Origin of the sequence: Enterococcus sp. DIV0240d, from assembly GCF_051711245.1 — a bacterium.
In the GTDB taxonomy this organism is placed as follows: Bacteria; Bacillota; Bacilli; order Lactobacillales; family Enterococcaceae; genus Enterococcus_D; species Enterococcus_D casseliflavus.
The window spans coordinates 2,041,759-2,065,083 of sequence record NZ_JBIOMG010000001.1; the positions used below are offsets into that span (position 1 = coordinate 2,041,759).

Genomic DNA, 23,325 nt, shown 5'->3' on the forward strand with positions numbered 1-23,325 from the left:
GGGTTCCTCCTATTGCTTAATGATTGCTGACTTTGCTCAAGAATTGTTTTGCACGTTCGTCTCTTGGTGCATCAAAGAATCCATCGACATCGCGCCGATCTTCTAGGACTTGTCCTTCCGCCATAAAGACGATTCGATCTGCTACTTCACGGGCAAAGCTCATTTCATGGGTAACAACGATCATGGACATGCCTTCACTGGCGATTTTTTTCATGACATCCAAGACATCACCAATCATTTCTGGATCCAATGCTGACGTTGGCTCATCAAAAAGCAGCATTTCTGGTTTCATCGCAAGCCCTCTGGCAATAGCGACCCGCTGCTGTTGTCCGCCAGATAACATGGAAGGATAGGAATCTTTTTTATCTAACATCCCTACCCGATCAAGAAGCTTTTCCGCCAAATTGATGGCTTCTTGCTCATTTTGTTTTAATACTTTGATCGGTGCCAACGTAATGTTTTCTAACACGGTTTTATTTGGATACAAATTGAAATGTTGAAACACCATGCCGATGTTTTTTCTAATTTCTGTCATTTTGACATCTTTGTCAAACAAGTTCTTGCCATTGACCAATAATTGACCACCTGAAATGGTTTCTAGACCATTAATCGTACGGAGCATTGTACTTTTGCCAGATCCTGAAGGTCCGATAACAACAACGACCTCACCTTTTTCAAATTCAAGGTTGATGTTTTTTAATGCATGGAACTTTCCGTAATATTTCTCTACGTTCTTAAATTCGATCATTGCCATTGATTCACACTCCTAGCTTTTTTTAAAATTAAATGAGTAATTGGAAAGATTTGATTCATATTATAGCTCAATCTTTTTTCATTTGTAAAGGTGCTTTTCCAATGTTCCCCCCTTATTTCTGAAAAGACAAGTGCTATTTTACTTTGATGTGAGGTTTTTGTCCATGAAAATTTTTCTCACCCCATCAGATCACAAGGAGAACCGGTTGTTTCTTTTGCTAAAAAAAGGTAAGATAAACCATATAACAAAGGAAAAGGTGGAAAAAAAGTGAATACGATTTTAACTGGCGACCGCCCAACTGGCAAATTGCATCTTGGCCATTATGTGGGGTCTTTAAAAAAACGTGTCGAAATGCAAGCTGACCCTGAAAATCAGCTTTATATCATGGTCGCTGACATGCAGGCACTAACAGATAACGCGAAAACACCTGAGAAGGTCTCAGCGAATATTTTAGAAGTTGCTTTGGATTATTTAGCCGTTGGATTGGATCCAGCAAAAACAACGATGTTTATTCAATCGCAAATCCCTCAGCTCTCTGAATTGACGATGTATTATCTCAATCTAGTCAGTGTTGCTCGAGTACGACGAAATCCAACCGTTAAAGCCGAAATTGAACAAAAAAAATTTGGCGAAGGCGTCCCTTCAGGGTTCTTCATCTATCCTGTCTCTCAAGCAGCGGATATCACCGCTTTTAAAGCAAATTTAGTCCCCGTTGGAGAAGATCAAAAACCAATGCTGGAACAAACGCAAGAAATCGTGCATAGTTTTAATTCTACGTATAGTGAAGTATTAGTCGAACCAAAAGCGGTTTTACCGCCAAAAGGCATGGGACGTTTAGCGGGGATCGATGGCAACGGGAAAATGAGCAAATCACTGAACAATGGTATTTACTTAGCTGATCCAGCCGATGTATTACAAAAGAAAGTGATGAGCATGTACACGGACCCAAATCACATTCATGTCAACGATCCTGGACAAGTTGAAGGCAATATGGTCTTTACGTATCTTGATGTATTTGGCACTGAAAAAGAAAAAATTGCTGAATTAAAAGAACATTACACCCGTGGTGGATTAGGCGATGTCAAAATCAAACGCTATTTGATCGATGTTCTAGAAGCCGAATTTGCACCGATTCGTGAACGCCGTGAAGCTTTTGCAAAAGATCCCGGTGAAGTGATGAACTTATTAAAACTTGGTAGTGAAAAAGCAGAACAAGTTGCCGCCCAAACGTTAGCTGAAGTCAAAAATGCAATGGGCATCAATTACTTCGCCTAAAAAAACAAGCCTTTACGGCTTGTTTTTTTGTTTACAAATCGGAATGAATTCTTTCATACAAAACCTATGTGCCAACTATGTGTTAGATTTCACGAGAACCCTTCCTCCCCAGACTGACACTTTGTGTAATTTGATTTGATGCTGTTTCTTGCACAAAAACCAAGAGAGCTGTCCTAAAAAATATCTTCGTAAAATGTGGATTAGAAAATGCATTTTTTCAGCCTTGCCAGTGTTTAAAAAAGGTTGTACCAAAAAAACTGGATTGCCTTCTATAGAGAAATCTTTTACGGCTTTCACTCAACTCCTCACATTCTTGTGTCATCTGAGCATCTATTATAATAGTAGAAAACGTTCCCCACCCAACTTCTTTGTATGGTGGAGAACGTTTTTCTACTTATTTGATTAGCGGATTTCTGCTTGAACTTTTTCTTCTAAGTTACGAGTAATTTTCGCTATTGCTTGATTAATCTCTTCATCCGTCAGGGTAGCTTCTGGATTGCTAAAGGTAAGGCTGTACCCTAATGATTTTTTGCCTGCTTCGATGTTTTTCCCTTGATAAACATCGAATAAACGAATCGCACTTAAGAAGCGACCGGCACTTTCGCGAATGATCTCCATCACGGACTGGTTATCGATCGTTTCATCAAGCAAGAGTGCCATATCCCGCGTTACTGATGGGAACTTAGAAACTGGTTGATAGACCAATTGTTCTGTTTTCGCTGCTAACAGTTGATCTAAGTTCAATTCAGCAACATAGGTTTCACTCACTTCATAATCTTTGGCGATCGATGGGTGGACTTGTCCCAAGAAGCCGATTTCTTGGTCATCTAGCAAGATCATTGCCGTACGGCCAGGATGCATCTCTTTGAGGGCTGCCGTTTTTTGATAACGAATACGGTCGGTTAATGCCAACGAATCAAATAGATTTTCTAAAATGCCTTTCAAATGGAAGAAATCAACTTTTTGAGCTTGGGTTTGCCAGTCTTTCTCATGGATATTTCCTGTCAAAGCTAGCCCTAAGTGATTGACTTCTGTTGGCAGCTCGTGCTTACTGTCGCCTGTTTGATAGAAGACGCGACCAATTTCATACAAAGCAACACGATTGTTTTTACGTGCCAAGTTGTACGCAACGTCGTCTAACAAGCCTGAAATCAGATTCAACCGCAAGACGGCACGCTCTTCGGTCATTGGCCAATCCAATCGAGTCACTTGGCTCGATTTATCCGTAAATTGTTGTGCCTTCTCTTCAGTGGTCAAAGCATAGCTGATGGCTTCACTGACCCCGTTGCCTTCCAATAGCGTCCGAACTTCTCTAGTCAGACGTTGAGTTTTGGTTAGATGACCGGCAACCGTTTCTCCTTGCGGTAAAGTCGATGGCAAACGATCATAACCGTAAATACGCGCCACTTCTTCAATGATATCTGCTTCGATCGTAATATCCCAACGACGAGGTGGGACAGAAACAATATAGCTGTCTGCTTCTTGACGATGACCAAAGCCTAATGCATCAAAGATTTCTTGCACTTCTTCATCAGTGATTTCTGTGCCTAAATAGCTATTGATTCGAGCTAAAGTGATTGTAACCTCCACAGGTTCTACAGCTACTTGGGAACCTACTACCGCCCCTTTTAAGACCGTTCCGCCAGCAAGTTTTGCAATCAGTGCTGCTGCTGCATCACAAGCTTTTGCAACCGTTGCTTGGTTGATCCCTTTTTCAAAACGAGCAGAGGACTCACTTCTTAAATTGAATTTCTTTGAGGTTAAACGAATCGCTAATGGATCGAACAACGCCGCTTCTAAAGCGACTGTGGTCGTTGTTTCCGTGATTTCAGAATCAAGCCCTCCCATGACGCCTGCGAGCGCAACGGGTGTCGTTCCGTTGGTGATAACGATGTCTTCTGATGAAAGCTGACGTGTTTCTCCATCTAAGGTAACCAGGCTTTCATTTTCTTTGCCGCGACGTACCAGTATTTCCTTGCTGTCTAGCTTTTGATAATCAAAAACATGCAAAGGTTGGCCAAATAATAGTAAGATATAATTTGTCACGTCCACGACATTGTTGATTGGACGAATGCCTTCATTCATCAAGCGATTTTGCAGCCATTGTGGACTTGGGGCGATCGTTACACCATCAATGATTCGAATTTGGTAGGCGGGTGCATCGGTTGCTTCCGTGACCTTCACCTGAATTTTATCGGCAGCAGCTACTTCACTTTCATTAAGCGCAATTTCAGGAAACTTCGGTGTTTGCCGATAGATGGCACCGACTTCATAAGCAACCCCCCGCATGCTCAACGCATCCGCGCGGTTCGGAGTGATCGATAATTCGATAATGTGATCATCCATATCGAGATAAGGAAAAACCGGTGCTCCTACTTCTGCTTCTGCTGGTAAATAATAGATTCCTTCTGCGTATTCTTTGGGGATTACACTATCAGCATATCCCAATTCTTGCAATGAACAAATCATGCCGTTCGAAACTTCTCCCCGCATCTTGCCCTTTTTGATTTTTACATTGCCCGCGATTCGAGAGCCTGGTAATGCCACGATGACTTTGATGCCGCTTTTGACATTTGGTGCCCCACAAACGATTTGCGTGTCTTCTTCCTCACCAATATTTACTTGGCAAATCGATAGATGATCAGAATCTGGATGTGGTCGGCAGTCGGTCACTTCTCCGACAACGATTTTTTTTAAACCCTCTTCAGGCACGTCAATACCTTCTACTTCGATCCCGGTCACTGACATTTTGTCCGCCAGCTCTTTTGGTGTGATCTCAGACAGATCAAGGTATTCATTTAACCATTTGTACGATACTAACATTTATTGTTCCCCCTTGAACTGGCGAATGAAACGCACATCATTTTGATAGAATTGGCGAATGTCGTTTACGCCGTAGCGCAGCATTGCCACTCGATCAGGACCTAAACCAAAAGCAAATCCTGAATATTGGGTTGGATCGATCCCTGACATTTCTAAGACGTTAGGATGCACCATTCCAGCACCGAGGATCTCGATCCAGCCAGTTTGTTTACAAACGTTACAACCCGCCCCACCGCACTTGAAGCAGCTGACATCAACTTCGACCGATGGTTCTGTGAAAGGGAAATAGCTTGGTCGCAAGCGAATTTGGCGATCTTCACCAAACATTTTTTGCATCATGACTTCTAAGGTTCCTTTTAAGTCACCCATCGTAATATTTTTATCGATCACCAAGCCTTCAATTTGATGGAATTGGTGGCTATGGGTCGCATCATCTGTGTCACGACGGAAAACTTTCCCTGGTGAGATCATCCGCAGCGGCCCTTTAGAAAAATCATGAGTCTCCATTGTTCGCGCTTGCACTGGTGACGTATGGGTCCGAATCAGCACTTCCTCTGAAATATAAAAAGTATCCTGCATGTCTCTGGCTGGATGATCTTTTGGCAGATTCATCCGTTCGAAGTTGTAATGATCTTTTTCCACTTCGTAGCCTTCAACTACTTGGTAGCCCATACCAACAAAGATATCTTCGATTTCTTCCATGATTTGCGTTAGCACATGGCGTGTTCCTCGGTCCATCTTTTTACCAGGCAAAGTCACGTCGATGGATTCTTCAGCAAGGGCTTTTTCCAAGTTTGCTGCTTCGATAGACGATTTTGCTTCTTCGATCGCTTCTGTCAAGATATCACGAATCTCGTTGGCATAGCTCCCCACCTTCGGCCGTTCTTCCGCAGAAAGATCTTTCATCCCCCGTAGAACTTCAGTAATGGGACCTTTTTTTCCAAGCACTTCCACTCGAATCTGATTCAAGTCATTCATGGTTGGACTTTCTTTGATTTTAAGCAATGTCGTTTCCTTCAATGCTTCTAATTTTTCTTGTAAAGACATGTGTTTCCTCCTTCTATACAGTGAATAGTGTAAAAAACGATTTGACTGGAAAAAGTGACGATATTTTGATAAAAAGACAAAAAAAGACGTCATCCCTAAAAAAAGGAACGACGTCTCGTGTTACCATCCTCATTCGCGGAAAGTTCCGCGCACTCACTTCGGCTAACGACAGCAACACTGCCGACTGATTGTTCTCAGCAAGCTCCAGAAGTGAAATTCATTTTTCGAATACAGGACTTGCTTTCAGTCTGTGACAAGTCTCCCTTTTTCTGATCCAGCCAAATTACTAGTTTCTATCAACGCTTTTTTTACTATTCATTTAAGCTTAGTTTACCTAATTTCCGTTGAGAAATCAACTGCATTCTTCCTCACGTACCCAGGTTTCTGCCCAACGCTTCACACTCATCATACTCTTTTCAAGAGCAATACCTCTTGGCGTCAAGCAGTAAAGATTGTTTTCTTTGCAGACAATTTCTTCCCGCTCTAATTCTTTCAAGCGTTCGACTAACACCCGATCACTCACTTGAGGAATCTTGTTTGCTAACTCAACAAATCTTTGTTTGCCGTCTTCAAGAAGGACATCAATGATCAAGCCGTTCCACTTTTTGCCTAAAATAGAAAAAGCTTTTTCAAATTTAGGACAAAGGGCATAATCCGATTCTACTTTTATCATTCTCCATCACCTCTTTTACCTATTATAGCATATGACTTACGAAATGTAAGAAACTAGGATCGATCAGCTAGAATGCCACGATCATCTTAGGTTTTAACAGCACTAAATAGGTCTGCTTCACTGGTTTGTTCAATGCTTTCTCCAATGCTTGGCAATAGAGTTTTAATTGACCATAATATCGTTCGCGCATTTTCTGTTCAATCTGAGCCTGACTGCCGAACACATCATCTGTTTTAAAGTCATACAAAATGATTTCATCCGCCAATTCAATATAGCCGTCAATAATACCATGGATCAAAAGTGGCGCATCTGGTTCGTCAAACCCTTCAAAGATCGTATCGGCCTCTTTTAGCATCGAAAACGGCTGCTCCCGCTTCACCACATCAGAGAATTGGTTCAGCAGTTCACCTAGTTCAGTTTGATAAAACCACAAAATACTCGATCGGTCAATTTTTTTGGCGATTTCTTCAGAAAAAAATTGCTTTTTCACGAGTTCAGCAATCAGGAGCGCCAAAGTATCTTGTGTTGGCTTCATTCCTAAGGGGATCATTTGCAAAACCGTATGTGTTGCGGTTCCGATACTGCTGGCAAGTGGCTTCGTTTCTTGCAGAAATTTGGGTTTCGCCAATTCATCTTGTACGTAGCGATATTGCTGAGGATTCGTCTTCTCGGAAACCGACCGCCATTCCAACAAAGTGGTCTGTTGATCATCAGGATCGTTATAGAGTCTTTTCAATTCTGAAACAGATTGATAACTAGTCGTTTGGGTCGCTTTTTGATAAGGATAGCGATAGGCTAGGCGTTTCAAAAGATCATCGATATTGCTATCTGGCGCAATCAATCGTTTAGGCTTCTCGACTGGCGCAAGGGTCTCTTGGACTTCTTGCGTGATCGTTTCTTGATTCCACCATGATAGACGAAAATGAGCAGGATGATCGATCGTCCGCTTGCGCTCTGACGCTTCGGAGAATACTGCTTCCATATCTGGATGGCGCATCAGGGTCCGTCCGACCCAATCCATCAAGCTCCCCCGAGCAACAAGGCGCAACGCTGGATCAAGAACCATCTCGGATTGTGTCAAGCCAGATTGCCATGTCTTGAAGGCATCCGCTTGATTTTTATAGGAGCCTACTAAGAAAAGCTTCTGCTCTGCTCGTGTCAATGCTACGTATAATTTTCGCATCTCTTCTGACAAGGCTTTTTTCAAACGAACTTGCTTGATGGCTTGAAACGGCAGTGTTTCAAATTTAAGGTTTTCTGCGGGTTCCACATATTGGATCCCAGCCCCCAGCTGTTCTTCAAAGATATAGCGTTTTTGAAAATCTTGGTAATTAAAGAATTTTGTTGTATCCAATAAGAAGACTACAGGAAATTCCAAACCTTTACTTGCATGGACGGTCATCACACGAACTGCATCTTCTACTGGTGTAGCTAATGGCTCTGCCAAGTCCTTGTTTTTTTCTTGCATCTTTTCGATGAAGCGAATGAATTGGTACAACCCACGGAAACTGCTCTTTTCGTATTTCTCCGCTCTGTGGACCAATGCCGCTAAATTGGCATAGCGCTGCTGACCTGCAGGCAGTCCCACGACATAATCCAAATAGGCAGTATCTTCATAGATTTGCCAAAGCAAGGTTGGGATTGGTAATCGTCGTGCTTCCTCTCGCCATTGTTCCAGTTTTGTTAAAAATCCATCCACCGTTTGCCACAAGGGTGACGCTTCTTGTTGCCCATGGTAATCCAATACTGCATCGTAGTAGTCGCTGGAACGATTCGCTAAACGGATCTCAGCCAATTGATCTTCTGTTAGGCCGACGATTGGCGAACGCAAAACGGCCACAAGTGGGATATCTTGGTACGGGTTATCAATGATCTGCAGCAAAGAAACGACGGTTTGGATCTCCGTTGCCTGAAAATAGTTTTGAGCATCATTGACCGCCATCGGAATCCCAAACTGCTTAAAGACATCTAAAATGACAAGATTGTTTTTACGTGTGGGGGTCAATAAGACGATGTCATTGTAAGTGATTGGTCGATTTGTTTTGGCTTTTTTGTCATAGATCATGAATTTTGATTCAATCAACTCTCGAATCTTCAAGGCAGTGATCTGCATTTCACCTTCTGTTTTGTCATCGATCAATTGTTCTTCGGATTCATGCTCTTTTTCATATAACAAGAGCTCTGTGGCAAAGGCCTCGCTTTCTGGAAAATCAGGAAAACCGGTAATCAAGGCTGCCGCCTCATCGTAAGGGATTTGTCCAACCCTTTCATCCATCAGTTGTTGAAAAACTAGATTCGTAAAATCCAATACATCGGAACGAGAACGGAAATTTTCTGCTAAGACGATTCTTCGCCCACCATTCTCTGTTTCAAATGCCAAGTATTTTTCGATAAATAGCGTCGGATCTGCTAGTCGAAACGAATAGATCGACTGCTTCACATCCCCCACCATAAACATATTGCCAGGGTTATGATCGACTTGTCTGACCCAATATAAAATTGCCTCTTGCAGCCGATTGACGTCTTGGTATTCATCGACTAAAACTTCTTCAAAGCGATCACGATAATAGGTCGACGCCTCACTTCCACTGCCATCTCCTTGTAAAATCTGCAAGGTGAAATGTTCCAAATCATTAAAGTCTAAACGGCCTTTTGAAAGCTTTCTTTCTTGAAATGCTTTCATAAATGCTTCGGTCATCGCTGCCATTTTTTCAACGACAGGTGCTGATCGATGAAGCAGCTCCATCATTTCAGCTGGTGGATACGGGAAGGTGGCTTTCAATTGCTCGACCAATTTTTTCGCATCATCGCGTAAGGGCTTGATTTCTTGGGACAATTCCTTTTGTTCTGGTTTGCGAAAAGCTGGGTAACGACCAAAACGCAATGTTTGGATCTGCTCATAGAAGCCATCGACATCGTCTGCATCCAGCAGAGCCTTTAAGGTTTCCACCATGCCCAATTCGGTATCGATCAACTGTGCCGCTTTTTCCATCGCTTCATCAGAACGGGCATAGTCTTGCGCCGCCTGCAGCAAATGCGCCGCTGTCTTCAAATTTTCTTGCAAACTCGGTTTGATTTGCGATTGATACAGGATATTTTCAGCAAAGGTTTCTTTGCCGATATAGTGATCACTTAGATGGGCTAACCAGTTGACTGGATCTGGATTGGCTCGGGCAAAGTCATAAAGAGACAGGATCAGATCCCCGACGCCTTCATCAGAACGATCACTTGAAAAATTTTCCGTCAAACGAAAGAAGGCTTCATCATTGGCTTCATATTGTTGATCTCTCAGCTGTGTCCATATTTCTTCTTTCATCAATAAAATTTCGGTTTCATCGGTCATCATGCGGAAATTGGGATCTAAATCGATCAAATAATAAAAACGCCGAATCACAGTTAAACAAAACGCATGCAAGGTAGAAATGTTAGCTGTCGGCAACAGCTGCAGCTGACGAACGAAGTGCTGGCGCTTTTGCTCGTCACTTTCTTGATTGATGGCCTGTTGCAATGCCACTTGAATCCGTTCTTTCATTTCTCGAGCAGCTGCTTCGGTAAAGGTTACGATCAGTAAAGAATCGATCGTCGTTCCTGCTTTTAGCTTTTCGATCACTCGCCGAACCAAAACGGTGGTTTTGCCTGAACCCGCTGAAGCGGAAACGAGGATATTATCCCCTTTATCAAAAATGGCTTGCCATTGGGTATCCGTAAAGGTTTCATTTTGCGGTTTTAAAGGGATCTTACTCATCTTCTTCCTCCCTTAAGCGATGGATAATCTCATCTTTAGATAAGTTTTCTAAACGGTGGTACTCATTTTCTTTCAACAATACATCAAAGTCACAGATGCTGCGAAACGGACAAAATTCACACGCCCGTTTTTTGTCTTTTATTTTATAAGACGGGTTTAAGGCGATTTCACCGCTCAACAGCTTCTCACCGCTTTGCTGCATGTTTTTACGATTGTGTTTTCTTAACAGTTCAAGCTCTTCTTCTGTATAAAACTTGTTTTTCGCCTGCGTTGTTTTTTGATAATTGCCGTTTTTGTCTTTTCGAACAGGGAATATCGGTGAATTTTTGCTGGCTTCAACATCCTCATCTAGCAACGGGAAAACAGCCGGTTCGTCAATAAACAACCCATCATACTTGAAACGTTTTAAACGTTCTTCTTCACTGGCTTCTTGTCCGTCCAAAAGCGGATTATGCACATGCAGATAATAAGCCCCCGCTGGTCGCACATTTGGCGAACCAACCAGTTGGACAGCATCCGTCAATGCGACATCGAGATAGGTGATCAACTGCATCGCAAGTCCGTAGTATGCTTCAGAAAGGTCAAAATCTCGGCTGCTAGATTTATAGTCAACAACAGAAAGCCATTGTTCTTCTTCCGTTTTCGCCGTATCGACACGATCGATCTTCCCCCGCACATGCAGTTTCCCGCCAGAACTTAATGGCAATTCGATCCCATTGATTCCATTTGAGCCAGCAATCTGACCGAATAGCACCTCCGTCTTTTCAGGACTAAAATGCATTTTTTGTCCTTGTTTCGCTAATGCCCACGCTACTCGCTGAATCGTCTTGCCTAATTGATACCGAATAAAATTCATCCGAGCAGAGCTCGTCAGTAAGCGATAACGGCTTTCGCCAAAAATTTCCTGCAAAACGACTTCCACAAATTGCACGCGTTGGTCAGCAGTTAACTGGGTCAAGGAAATATTTTCAGCAATCAGGACTTTGACAAAGCGGTCCAACGCATCATGGAAAAACTCACCGGTCATTGCTGGATTTAAGCCATAAACTTCCCGTTCTTTTAACCGTAATCCGTAGCTGACGAAATACTTGTATTCACACTGATAGAACGTCTCCATCTGAGAAATGGAACTGTAGATCGATGGTCCATATAGTGCCGCTGCTTGTGCTTGAGACAAAGGAATCGGAATATTTTGATGAGTTTGGCTTTCAAATACTTGGGCAGCTAAATCTGTCCATTCCGAACGCAGCAGCGCTTGTTTCAGCTGCTCCCAAACCCTAGGCAAATTCTCTTTGTTTTTTTGCGCTTGCTGACTGAGGTTATTGATTTGATAGATCAGGCCACGGTAACTGCCGACATAGTTTCTTGGATCGCTGACTAGCGTCAAAATCCCTCGCTCTTGCAGTGGGACATCCAAACGTTTGACCACGCGATCTAAATAAGGCGACATTTTGATGTTTTGCTGGGTATCAAAATTAACGGCATAGGACAGTGATAAGTGTTCCGTTGCTGAGAGCAAGACGGAATAAAAGGCAAATGGCTCCTTGACACTGCCTTCCACCACTGTATCTCTAAGGTATTTTTCACCATTGAACAACTGATTGAAATGCTGACGTTCTTCATTCGTCAACAACGTTTTGTTCTCTATTTTTCTTGGCAACGCCGTTTCATTCAATCCCGGTGCAAATGTGATCTTTGCTTGCTTTGGACGTGCCAGATCAAGACGATTGATGTTGACTTGGTCGATCGCTGTTGGGATCTTCCCGAATGTGACATTTTCTAAGCCAGTCAATAAGACATCCTCAAAGAGCGCAAAATCAAAGGACTCTTCCCCATAGATCGCAGCATATTCATCCAGCAAATCCATCAAGGCTTGCCATGCTTGTTCATGATTACGGGCTTGATCCAACTTCCCTTGCTGGATCGCTTGATCTCGCCAATGCCGCAGTTGTTCTTCAACACCGGCATTCAGTAAAAAGCGATACAGCAGTTCGACCGCATCGCGGTTCGTTCTAGCAGCCGTCAGCCAGTCTAGAGTATCAGCAACATCTTGTTTAAAGGCCCTGCGCAACTGGTTGGTATACGCTGTCAAATCCACTTTATCCGTCTGCTCTTCTTCCGATTGTAAATACTCGATCAGTTCCCAATCTTCGTTTCTCGTCCAACTCGCTCCTTGGAAATCATGAGCCAACGCTTTGTTCTCGGTAATATCCACCAACTTACGAAACTGGTCACGCCCAACGAGCCAATCTGCTTCGGAGCGATAGGCTGCCGGTAAGTAAAGTTCCGTTCTAAGCAACCGTAAAATATCATTTAAGCGAAAGCCATAGGATTGACAAGCAAAAAAAGCATTCAAAAACTCAACCAATGGATGTTGCGCCATCATCTGCTCTTCATCGATATAAAAAGGAATCTCAAACTCAGTAAAAATTTTAGGGATATATTGATGATAGATTTCTGGTTCGGCGATCAATAATTGGATCTCTCGGTATCGTAATGCTGGGTACCGTTTCTTATCGCTCATCATCCCACGGATCGACGCTGCAATCTGACGGATCTCTTCTTCTGGATTCCCAACTTTCCAAATTGCCAGAAAGTCCTTCACAGAGGACTGTTGCTGATAGTTGACTTGTGACTGAGTCTGCCGCCAAAAAGTTTCAATTTCATTATACGCCTGTTGCATCGATCCCTTTGCTTCCTTGTCTACCTCTTGGTTGACCGAAAGTTTCTGATCCAAATAAATCGGCACTTGATTTTCTCGGGCAAAACTGAACAATTGATAATAGGTTCGCCCTGCTTCATAAAACAAATTTAACGGTGAAGGCAGCTCTTGTGGATACCCACGATCCAGAAAAAGATCAATAATGACATGACTTTTTTTCATCAACACTTGAATCAGCTGCTGTTCCTGTGTTGAAAAAGCGGAAAACCCACTGATAATAAATAAGGTATGGGAAAGATCTGGTGCTTTGTTCATTGACACCGCGTTAGGCATTGCTTGCTCCACTGGAGAATCATCCAGCAAGGAACCTTCAAGAAAGCGTGTCAACAAGGTGATCGGTTGTTCGACTTGTAATGCACGCTCCAGAAGTTCTTGTTCAAATCGTTGAAATATTTTCGCTAATTCACTGTATTTTTTCTCCTCGTCTTGGGTTGCGCTTGGTGCAGCACCACCTGCCAATAAATCTTCGATCCCCAATCGACTTGTATGCATTTCTTGATAGAACGCCAACAATTGCTGGATAAAACCCGCTTTGTTGATCTCACCACGGTATAAGACGAGTTCTTCTTCTAGTTCCAAAAGCAGCTTACGCATGATCATGGAGGCACCATTTTCAGTGATGGCATTTTGAGAAAGCAAGCCGGTTTGCTGCAGATAAAACCAAGCCAAACGGTGAAAACTATACACTTGCGCGCGAATAGAAGCAAAATCTTCTACGCGATCCTCTTTCAGTAATTGAAGGATCTCGCGCTCTCGTTCAAATTTGTTGTAGTTAGGTACCAGAAAAAATACTTCTTGATGGTCTTTTTCTAACCAACTTTTTGCATTTTCTATCACTGCTTGATCATGACGACAACGTCCATCGCCAAGGATAAATCGTAAACTCATGAAAGGACTCCTTCTCTCCATCGTCTTTTAAAAAAACACTAAAAATCAGCGACACGCTTCTTCAAATGCGTCTTTGTTTTAAAAGAATCTCCTTAAAAACAAAAAAACGGTCGCAGAATTTCACTCTTTGCCTAGCATACCAAAATCGGCAATTGGCCAGAATACAAATTTTACATCACCCAAAATCGTTGCTTCATCGATCAGACCTAATTGACGACTATCTTTGGAAATTCGGCGGTTATCCCCTAACACTAAAATTTGACCTTCAGGAATGACTTCAACACCAAATAACCCCATATCAAAATCACTGGTCAATGGAAAGCCATCTGTGACAGCTGCTTTGAATTCATCCAAGTAGGGTTCATCATATGCTTGTCCATTGATATAAAGGGTATCGTTTTGATAGGAAACCTGATCGCCAGGTAAACCGATCACGCGTTTGATATAGTTTTTGCCTGCTTCATCCGGTGCTTCAAACGTTATGATATCGAAACGTTCGATCTCGGTATTTTTCAAAGCAATCACCCGCTCACCATCATGTAATGTGGGGTCCATCGAATCTCCTTTTACGATCACAGGAGTAAAGACATACTGTCTTAATAACAAGAGGAATAAAGTGAAGATCACGACAAATCCTACTGTTTTTAAAAGCTCTTTTACTTGTTGCACGCGTCCCTCACTCCTTGAATATTTTACTATATTTTCCAAGAATCGAACAAACATTCTTATTTTTCTATTCTACCATAAAATGATAGGAGCAGGACATTTCCCCTTTGGTTCTTTACAAAAATTTGGAGAATCAAGAGACTTGCATATGAATTGTCATCCTTTCTGATCCGTGCTAGGGTTAAATAAGAACCCATTATTGAAAGGAAGTGCCAAGATGAACCAACAGTTACCACAAGTACCAACAAAGTTATTGATTAACGGAAAATGGCTTGAAGGAACAAAAGAGTCGGTTTCGGTTACCAATCCTGCCACTAATGAAGAACTCGTAAAAGTCAGTCAAGGAGGGATCGAGGAAACCAAGCAAGCAATCGATGCTGCAGCGATTGCTTTTCCCGAATGGTCAAAACGCTCCCCTCGAGAACGTGCCGATTTGATGAACGTCATTGCTGATTTGATGGAGGAAGAAAGCGATCGTTTAGCAAAAATCATGAGTATGGAACAAGGAAAACCATTAAAAGAAGCGGAGGCAGAAATCCAATCCAACGTTGACAATTTCCGTTGGAATGCAGCTGAAGCACAACGGGTCTATGGCGAAGTGATTCCAGCCCCTGAACACAATCATTGGCTGGTACGCAAAGAAGCGATCGGGGTTGTTGGCGCGATCACACCTTGGAACTTTCCTTCTAACATGATTGCAAGAAAAATTGCACCTGCTATGGCCGTTGGCTGTACCCTTGTTATGAAACCATCAAAAGAAACCCCACTATCCGCATTAGCTTTAGGCGAGCTTTTTCAACAAGCAGGACTTCCAGACGGGGTCGTCAATATCATCTTAGGTGATTCTTCTGAGATTGGGAAAGAATTGACCGAAAATGAACAAGTCAAGAAAATCACCTTTACCGGCTCCACGAAAGTTGGGATGAAATTATATGAACAAGCAGCACCAACTCTGAAAAAAGTTTCATTGGAGTTAGGTGGTCATGCCCCGTTTCTTGTTTTTGCTGATGCTGATTTAGATTTAGCTGCTGAAAAATTAATTGCAGCAAAATTCCGCAACAACGGTCAGGTCTGTACATCCCCCAATCGAATTTTTGTCGAAGAGTCCGTCAAAGACGCCTTTACCAAAACATTACTAGCGAAAATGGAAACCGTAACGGTCGGCAATGGTCTGGAAAACCCTACTGTTGGTCCTTTGATCAACCAAGCAGGCGTTGAAAAAGTCATCGAGCAGTTGGAAGATGCGGTAAATAAAGGAGCTAAAGTTTTACTCGGTGGTAAAAAGCTTACTGAAGGTGAATACGAAAAAGGCAACTTCTTCGCACCAACGGTCATCGATGGGATTACTTCTGAGATGGCTATCTACTATGAAGAAACCTTTGGACCTGTGATACCATTGATCTCATTTACGGATCGACAAGCAGTCATCGCTGCGGCAAATGATACGGAATTTGGACTAGCTTCCTACTTCTTTTCAACGAATTTGCAAACGATCTCGAATGTAGCCCAAAACCTCCAATATGGGATGGTTGGGGTCAATGACATTGCGATCTCAAATCCGGCGGCTCCCTTCGGCGGCGTCAAGCATTCCGGTTTTGGTCGTGAAAACGGCAAATATGGCCCTGAAGAATACGTGACCGTTAAATTCATTGCTATCGATGCCCAATAAGAAAAAGTCAGGTGCGTTTGCCTGACTTTTTGACGTCCCAAGCATTTTCTTTTACTAACATTAAGTAAGAATGTATACTTCACTCTATGACAATAGAAAAGGTGGGAATACGATGACAAAATTTCTTGAGACAATCAAACAGCGCCGCTCAATCTATGGGCTAGGTAAAAATGTGGCTCTTTCCGACACTGAAATCGAAGACATTGTGAAAGAAGCAGTGAAAAATAGTCCAACTGCGTTTAACGCACAATCACCAAGAGCCGTGATTTTATTTGGCGAAGCCCACGAAAAATTGTGGACATTAACAGAGGCTGCGATAGAACCATTGACACCACCCGAAGCGTTTGAAGCGACAAAACAAAAACTTGCTGGTTTTAAAGCGGGTTACGGAACCGTTCTATTCTTTATTCACACGGATACCGTGAAAAATTTGCAAGAGCAATTTGCTCTATATGCAGAGAACTTTCCCGTTTGGGCAGAACAATCGAATGGGATCGCTCAAGCGAACGCTTGGACCGCTTTAGAAGAAGCTGGATTAGGTGCCAACTTACAGCATTACAACCCTGTCATCGATGACGCTGTTGCAGCTGAATGGTCAATTCCTGAAAATTGGCAACTACGGGCGCAACTAGTCTTTGGTTCAAAAGAAAGCGAACCGAACGAAAAAGAATTTCTAAGTGACGATGAGCGCTTCCGCGTGTTCCATTAATCAATTTTCGACCTAAAAAAAGACCCTTGATTACGCCTTAAACTGGCAGTAATCGAGGGTCTTTTAGTCCTTTGTTCCTTGATCATGATCGACTAAAATATCGATCGGTGTCCCTTCATTCAAGTGTTCTGACAAGAAAACAACCAATTCTGCTAATGGCTGCTTGAATTTCATCAATGGGCCTCTCATCCCTCTTCGAAAATAGTTCATCTTGATGGGCTGCCCTTCCTTTTCTTGAAATAAAACGACTCGATCGATCTCTTGGTATAGTACCCCTTTGATACTCATTGGATGGACAATGATTCGATCAAGTGCTAAGCCGCGGCTATCTAAAACAAAGCTCAAAAAGACCAAACCCGAAACGATCCCTCGCACCCGATTATCAAGTGCCTCTTCCATCATCACCATAGATAGGATAATCATTACTGAAAAAATCGTAATGGCGACCTTGCTTAGTTTGCGCTCCACAGCAAGAAATTGAATGTCTTTCCGTACCACGAATAAATAAAGGTATAAAACGATCGTAAAGGCACACATCACTAGCGTTAACCCACTCATAATACTCTCCGTTCTGTTTTCTTTTCCTTATTTTACCAAAAAACCATCTGATACAAAAGGCTTAGCCTATTTCGTAGGTTTTTTGATATCTATTTTAACAAGAATTCGGTACAATAGGAAAAAAAGGAGGAATTATCATGAATGCATTTTTTGATAAATTACAACGCTATGATTTACTTCGTGCCGTCGTATATATCGTCTTTGGCTTCATCATCTTGATTGCACCACGATCTGTCTTCAACACGATCGTTTATCTTGTTGCCGGGTATATTGCATGTTTAGGGATCATTAGCTTGTATACGAGCTACAAAGAAAAACAAAAGGGCTATCGCAATGTGCAATCCGTCTCTGGTATCTTACTGTTGATTGCGGCAGCTGCGATTTTAGTTTTTGCCAAAGGATTACTTGCCATCGTGCCATTTTTCTTAGGAATCATGATCACCATCAGCGGTTGCACCCGATTGATGGCAAGCTTTAACCAAAAACGCATTGGTTTACCTTATATCACTAGCTTGATCATCAGTCTATTGATCATTGCTGCAGGGATCATCCTAGTATTGAATCCCTTCGCCACTTGGTTGTTATTCTTCCAGATTTTTGGTGGGATCTTGATTTTCATGGGTGCCTCCGATGCGGTCAACCATTTTCAACGAAAAAGAGCCTAATAAATGAGAATGTTTTAAAATTTCCTACGAATCTAACATCTACATGTAGACTTTTCCCGCTATTCCTTTTAAAATAGGAGATATCAAACAGTCAGTCCATTGACACGCGGGAGGTGCGACATGAAAAAAATCAAGCAAGCAGCAAAACATCCGAACGATGTACCGGTAATTTTTTTGACCGATGCAACTGGCAAAGTCGTACGAAAAATCTCGATCAATGAGTGGCGTGCGCTTAAAGCAACCCCTGACCAGATCGAAGAACTTGATATCAAATTGTATCGTGAAGCAATCAGTTTCTATCTTCAAGAAGACTACGCAAAAGCAAAAGATCTTTTGCATTTCTTGATCAACAAAACAGACTATAGTCATTATGAATACGTGGAACGACTAGCAAATATCTACCGCATCGAAAACCGTCCCGCTAAAGAAAAAGACCTGTTACTGACTGCTTATCATGCAATCAAACCGTTGGATTCCTCTGAAGGGATTTTAAGAAGGATCGAAAATCGATTGCAAAAAATTGATGCCTTTGATTTTCCAACTTCGACACAATTCAGTCATTAAAAAAGCAGCTATCCTTCGATAGCCGCTTTTTTTTATGCATCTGGCAGTTTGCGCAAAAGGCGCAACCCGTTAAACAATACAATCAACGTACTTCCTTCATGGGCAAATACCCCCAGCCCAATATTCATTTTTCCAAATAGATTCAACCCGACTAATAATGCGACGATAAACATGGAGAAGAAAATATTTTGCCAAATGATTCGATCCATTTTCTTCGCTAAGCGATAGGCATACGCGAAGCGTGAAAGATCATTTTTCATGATCACGGCGTCCCCCACTTCGATAGCAACATCTGACCCTTCCCCCATCGCAAAACCGATGTCTGCCTGAACAAGTGCGGGCGCATCATTGATGCCATCCCCCACCATGGCGGTTTGTCCGTAGGCTTCTTGGAGTGCTCGAACCGCTTCCGCTTTGTTCTCAGGCAACACATTAGCCGCCACTTGATCAACGTTTAGCCGCTTTCCGATGGCTTCCCCAGCAGACGCACTATCTCCGGTGATCATAACGGTATGGATCCCTTCATTTTTTAAATAACGAATCACAGAAGCTGCCTGTTCGTTCGGCTCATCCATCAAAGCGATGATTGCGACAACCTCTTCATTAATGGAAAAAACGACCATCGTTTTTCCTTGCGCCTCCAGGTGACGGTACTGTTGCTCCAACGAACCTGTTAACTGGGAATTTTCGGTTCTTTTTCCTAATCGATAGGTTTTTGTCCCTGAGACGGCTACTAAACCGGAACCAATCTCATTCGTAACCGTCAGCTGTTCGCTTTGCAGCCCTTTATTGTTCTTCTCAAAATAAGTAACGATCGCATCTGCCAATGGATGATTGGCTTGTTTTTCCAGCGAAACGATGATGGAAGCGGCCTCTGCTTGATCGATGGCTTCAGCGAAAATGACATCCGTGACCGTTGGTTTTCCGACGGTCAACGTGCCCGTTTTGTCAAATGCCACCGCTTTGATCTGAGCAAAATTCGTTAAGTAGTTGCTGCCTTTAAAAAGAATCCCTTTTTTCGCTAGATTTGAAATCGCAGATAAACTAGCAGGTACGGCACTTGCCGCTAACGCACAAGGAGACGCTGCAATCATCATCACGATCCCGCGATAAAAACTGGTATACCAATCCCAACCAAGTAGAAACGGTGCTGTTAAGATGAACAAAGGGACTGCAATGAAAACAATGGTTACATAGATTGGTTCGATTTTTTTGATTCGTGTTTCTGTTGGTGATTGATTCGACTGTGCCGCTTCAACGACTGAAAGAATTTTGGCAAAGACCGTTTCCGAGCTGTCTTTTGTGACTTCCATTAAAAATGTTCCATTGCCATTGATGGTACTGCCATAAACTTCGTCTCCCGCTGTTTTCTCTCGCGGTATACTCTCGCCATTGATGGAAGCTTCGTTGATAGCACTCGTGCCAGAAAGAATCACCCCATCTGTTGCTAACTGATCGCCAGGCAAAACTTGTAAAATATCTCCTTTTTTTATCTCTGAAGCAGCAATTTTTTTGGCTTTCCCATCTGGGCCCATCAAACGTGCTTCCGTTGGATTCAATTTGAGAAGATTGGTGATTTCTCGTCGGCTTTGCCCTTCCGCGTATTCTTCTAAAAAGTGAGCACCAGCAAAAATCAAAATCAGTAAGGCTGCCTCATTAAAATTGCCTATGATCATTGACCCTATCGCTGCTAATAACATCAATAGATGTACATTTGGCGTAAAGCGCCGATTGATTCTTGTGCTTTTTACGGTATCCTCGATCCCTTCCCACGAAATGTGGTAGCCCGCTAATAAAACTGCAGCAAAATAAACCCCGTCTTTTACCCATTGATTCGAAATAAACAGCGCCACTATAAAGAAGATTACCCCCGCGAAGTAAACCTTACGAGGAAACGTCCCATGATCATGGGTATGCGTATGTCCCTTTGTTTTTGTGTGCTCGTGTTGACAAGTATGTTCAGCCATCATCAAAACCTCCTCTATTCCATCGAACATATGAACGATCAATCATGTTTATACCCTGATTATATATGAACAAACAATCATATGTCAACCGAAATAAGTTTTTCTTGTGAAATGTAAGCGTTTATGGTTTTGAGAATGCGGATGGCATGCTAGAATAAAGTTAGGAGAAAAAAGGAGTGTTGGCTATGAGAACATTTACTGGTGGAATTTCACTAAGTCCCCCGTTACAAATGTTAAAAGAAAAATTAATGATCGAACAAGATGAAATCCTTACCTTTTCACCCACGATGGTCTTTATCCCTTTGGCACAACATATTGGTGCCCCTGTCGAACCGACGGTTTCCGTTGGTGAGTACGTCAAGCAAGGGCAAGTGATCGCTGAAGCAGATGCCTTTGTATCTGCGAAAGTCCATGCATCTGTTTCGGGCAAAATCGTCGATATTGTCGATTGGCCAAATCAAAACAATGAAGAAGGAAAAACCATCATCATTGAAAACGATTATGCCTTCGATAATGATTTTTTGTCCACCCCATTCAACTGGCAATCTGCTGCTAACGAAACGATCCTCAAAAAAATCCGTCAAGGCGGTATCGCCGGCAAAGGCGGTGCAACGTTTCCCACCCATGTCAAATTCAGTATTGATGAAAATAAAAAAATCCATACCTTGATCTTAAACGGATCTGAATGTGAGCCCTTTTTGCGCAGTGATGCCTTCTTAATGCAAAAAGAAGCCCAAAAAATCATCCAAGGGGCAAAAATTGCCCAAAAATTGTTAGCTGATCCAAAAATCATCATTGGCATCGAGGATGATAAACCGCTAGCCATTTCAGCGATGCAAGCCGCAAGTGCAGAGGATGACACGATAGAAGTCGTTACTGTCCCAACTGTTTATCCAACCGGTGGTGAAAAGCAGTTAGTAGAGTTATTGACCGATCAGGAGGTACCTTTAGGCGGCTTGACTGCCGATATTGGGATCGTATTGATCAATGTTGCCACCAGCTTTGCCATCGCTGAAGCGGTCTGTTATGACAAACCGCTGATTGAACGCTATACAACCGTGACTGGTGATGTTCAACATCCACGCATCGTCAAAAATCCTTTAGGAACACTCGCAGGAGAGTTGATCGATTTTGCTGGCGGCTTTCAAGGTGCGCCCAGCAAGCTGATTCTTGGCGGCCCCATGATGGGGAAATCCGTCAAAACATTAAAGGTTCCGGTCACCAAAGGCAGCAACGGGATCGTTGTTTTTAATGAAGAAACCGATTGGCTATATGCCGAAAACCCCTGCATTCGCTGCAATAAATGTGTCGAAGCTTGTCCGATGCGCCTGATGCCGATGGAGATCGATCAATTCTATCGAGCAGGCGATTATCAAAAATGTGAAGAATTGCTGGCAGAAGCGTGTATCAATTGTGGTGCTTGCACCTTTGTCTGTCCAGCCAAACGTTCCTTAGCTGCCAATATCACTGCCGCAAAAGGCAAGGTTGCACAGCTGCAGAAGGAGGCGAAGGAAAGTGCCTGATTACTACAAGGATTCCGATAGCGAGCGCCTCTTTCAGCAACGAAAAAACCAAGAAACACCACCAAGCCCCCATATTCGCAGCAATGACGAAACAGTCAAAATCATGGGCTGTGTAGTGCTAGCCTTACTACCAGCAGTTTTATTCTCGGGCTACCTTTTCGGGCTCAAGGTATATGGGTTGTTTTTCATTGCGTTAGCCACGGCGTTTGCCGCCGACGGAATTTGGTCCTACCTCATCAAACGGCCATTTCGTTTCGATCTAAGCATCGTTGTGACGGCATTGCTTTTAACGATGAATCTTCCACCGACCGCACCTTGGTATTTCCCAGTGATCGGGGTGGCGTTTGCCGTGATCATCGTCAAAGAATTTTTTGGCGGTATCGGCTATAACTTTTTAAATCCAGCCCTTGGCGGTCGCGCCTTGTTGATTGGCTTGTTTTATAACCAGATGTTTTTGATCAGTTGGCCAGATCCACCTTTTGGCAGCATCGCTCCTGATGTGGTTTCGCAAGCTACGGCGAACGATGTCGTTTCCGGTGCTACGCCGTTAGCTGTCATGAAGGCCGGGGACACCTTAAGCGGTTCTGATCTGTTGGATGCTTTTTTAGGATTTACTGGGGGACGAATCGGTGAAACCAGTGCCCTGCTTTTACTGCTGGGTGGAATTTTTCTCGTTTACAAGAAAATCATCTCCCCTCGTATCCCACTGATTATTTTTGCAACGATCGGGCTCTTTGCTTTTATCCTTGGTCCAGAAGGGCTTTTTACTGGCAGTTGGCAAACGGTGATTGGGCATATCATCAGCGGTGGTGCCATGTTGGGTGCGATCTATATGGCGACTGACTATTCTTCGACTCCAGGAACAAAAGCAGGAGAAAATCTTTTTGCCTTAGGCGTGGGGCTTCTCGTTGTCCTCTTCCGTTTCTTTGGTTTCACAAACGAAGGCATGAGCTATGCCATCTTGATCATGAATTGTTTTACTCCACTCATCGATCGCTTCTTACGCCTTCGCATTTTAGGGGAAGGAAAAAAGACCCCGTTCAACCTTAAAATCATGAGCTAAAACGCAAGAAAGGA

The 23,325-nt window shown here is 42.9% G+C and carries 16 protein-coding genes; 7 read left to right on the top strand and 9 right to left on the bottom strand.

The features are described from left to right. Nucleotides 1-16 precede the first annotated feature (16 nt). Nucleotides 17-754: an amino acid ABC transporter ATP-binding protein gene (locus IGJ25_RS09615; protein ID WP_005226188.1), complete on the bottom strand. Its 738-nt coding sequence runs from the start codon at nt 752-754 to the stop codon at nt 17-19. Between the two features lie 267 nt (nt 755-1,021). Here IGJ25_RS09615 and trpS point away from each other — a divergent pair, with 267 nt between their 5' ends. Beyond that, nucleotides 1,022-2,029: a tryptophan--tRNA ligase gene (trpS, locus tag IGJ25_RS09620; protein WP_005236112.1), complete on the top strand. Its 1,008-nt coding sequence runs from the start codon at nt 1,022-1,024 to the stop codon at nt 2,027-2,029. Between the two features lie 402 nt (nt 2,030-2,431). Here the strand turns inward: trpS and pheT are convergent, their stop codons facing one another. From pheT to lepB, 6 genes are all read right to left on the bottom strand, one after another. Further along, complete coding sequence (pheT, locus tag IGJ25_RS09625; protein ID WP_225000872.1) at nt 2,432-4,852, bottom strand: phenylalanine--tRNA ligase subunit beta; 2,421 nt, start codon at nt 4,850-4,852, stop codon at nt 2,432-2,434. Continuing rightward, the gene (gene pheS / locus IGJ25_RS09630; RefSeq protein ID WP_005226191.1) at nt 4,853-5,899 is read right to left on the bottom strand and encodes a phenylalanine--tRNA ligase subunit alpha; all 1,047 of its coding nucleotides are present in this window, start codon (nt 5,897-5,899) and stop codon (nt 4,853-4,855) included. 352 nt (nt 5,900-6,251) lie between these two features. Further along, nucleotides 6,252-6,572 carry a winged helix-turn-helix transcriptional regulator gene (locus IGJ25_RS09635; RefSeq protein ID WP_005226192.1) on the bottom strand — a complete coding sequence of 107 codons (321 nt, stop codon included), beginning with the start codon at nt 6,570-6,572 and terminating at the stop codon, nt 6,252-6,254. A gap of 67 nt (nt 6,573-6,639) precedes the next feature. Further along, nucleotides 6,640-10,317: a helicase-exonuclease AddAB subunit AddA gene (addA, locus tag IGJ25_RS09640; protein ID WP_249850214.1), complete on the bottom strand. Its 3,678-nt coding sequence runs from the start codon at nt 10,315-10,317 to the stop codon at nt 6,640-6,642. Beyond that, complete coding sequence (locus IGJ25_RS09645; RefSeq protein WP_225000874.1) at nt 10,310-13,927, bottom strand: PD-(D/E)XK nuclease family protein; 3,618 nt, start codon at nt 13,925-13,927, stop codon at nt 10,310-10,312. The genes addA and IGJ25_RS09645 overlap by 8 nt, the downstream gene beginning before the upstream one ends. Before the next feature lie 120 nt (nt 13,928-14,047). After that, the gene (gene lepB / locus IGJ25_RS09650; RefSeq protein WP_005226195.1) at nt 14,048-14,596 is read right to left on the bottom strand and encodes a signal peptidase I; all 549 of its coding nucleotides are present in this window, start codon (nt 14,594-14,596) and stop codon (nt 14,048-14,050) included. Between the two features lie 214 nt (nt 14,597-14,810). On the opposite strand from lepB, the gene IGJ25_RS09655 reads away from it, so the two are divergent. Together IGJ25_RS09655 and IGJ25_RS09660 are read left to right on the top strand one after the other, a co-directional pair. Next, nucleotides 14,811-16,262, top strand: a complete 1,452-nt coding sequence (locus tag IGJ25_RS09655; protein ID WP_225000875.1) for an NAD-dependent succinate-semialdehyde dehydrogenase — start codon at nt 14,811-14,813, stop codon at nt 16,260-16,262. Between the two features lie 112 nt (nt 16,263-16,374). Further along, nucleotides 16,375-16,971 carry a nitroreductase family protein gene (locus IGJ25_RS09660; protein ID WP_060791971.1) on the top strand — a complete coding sequence of 199 codons (597 nt, stop codon included), beginning with the start codon at nt 16,375-16,377 and terminating at the stop codon, nt 16,969-16,971. A gap of 63 nt (nt 16,972-17,034) precedes the next feature. Here the strand turns inward: IGJ25_RS09660 and IGJ25_RS09665 are convergent, their stop codons facing one another. Further along, nucleotides 17,035-17,529 (bottom strand): hypothetical protein, encoded by a 495-nt coding sequence (locus IGJ25_RS09665; protein WP_005226198.1) that lies wholly within the window; start codon nt 17,527-17,529, stop codon nt 17,035-17,037. Between the two features lie 137 nt (nt 17,530-17,666). Between IGJ25_RS09665 and IGJ25_RS09670 the strand changes: the two genes are divergently transcribed. Together IGJ25_RS09670 and IGJ25_RS09675 are read left to right on the top strand one after the other, a co-directional pair. Continuing rightward, nucleotides 17,667-18,194, top strand: coding sequence for an HdeD family acid-resistance protein (locus tag IGJ25_RS09670; RefSeq protein WP_005226199.1), 528 nt, complete (start codon nt 17,667-17,669; stop codon nt 18,192-18,194). A gap of 120 nt (nt 18,195-18,314) precedes the next feature. Further along, the gene (locus tag IGJ25_RS09675) at nt 18,315-18,758 is read left to right on the top strand and encodes a hypothetical protein (protein ID WP_016609260.1); all 444 of its coding nucleotides are present in this window, start codon (nt 18,315-18,317) and stop codon (nt 18,756-18,758) included. A gap of 32 nt (nt 18,759-18,790) precedes the next feature. On the opposite strand, the gene IGJ25_RS09680 is transcribed toward IGJ25_RS09675, so the two are convergent. Further along, nucleotides 18,791-20,725, bottom strand: coding sequence for a heavy metal translocating P-type ATPase (locus IGJ25_RS09680; protein WP_375359965.1), 1,935 nt, complete (start codon nt 20,723-20,725; stop codon nt 18,791-18,793). 185 nt (nt 20,726-20,910) lie between these two features. On the opposite strand from IGJ25_RS09680, the gene rsxC reads away from it, so the two are divergent. Continuing rightward, on the top strand, nt 20,911-22,248 hold the full coding sequence (gene rsxC / locus IGJ25_RS09685) for an electron transport complex subunit RsxC (protein ID WP_034857394.1): 1,338 nt from the start codon (nt 20,911-20,913) through the stop codon (nt 22,246-22,248). Next, nucleotides 22,241-23,311, top strand: a complete 1,071-nt coding sequence (locus IGJ25_RS09690) for an RnfABCDGE type electron transport complex subunit D (protein ID WP_015509781.1) — start codon at nt 22,241-22,243, stop codon at nt 23,309-23,311. The genes rsxC and IGJ25_RS09690 overlap by 8 nt, the downstream gene beginning before the upstream one ends. Nucleotides 23,312-23,325: the final 14 nt, after the last annotated feature.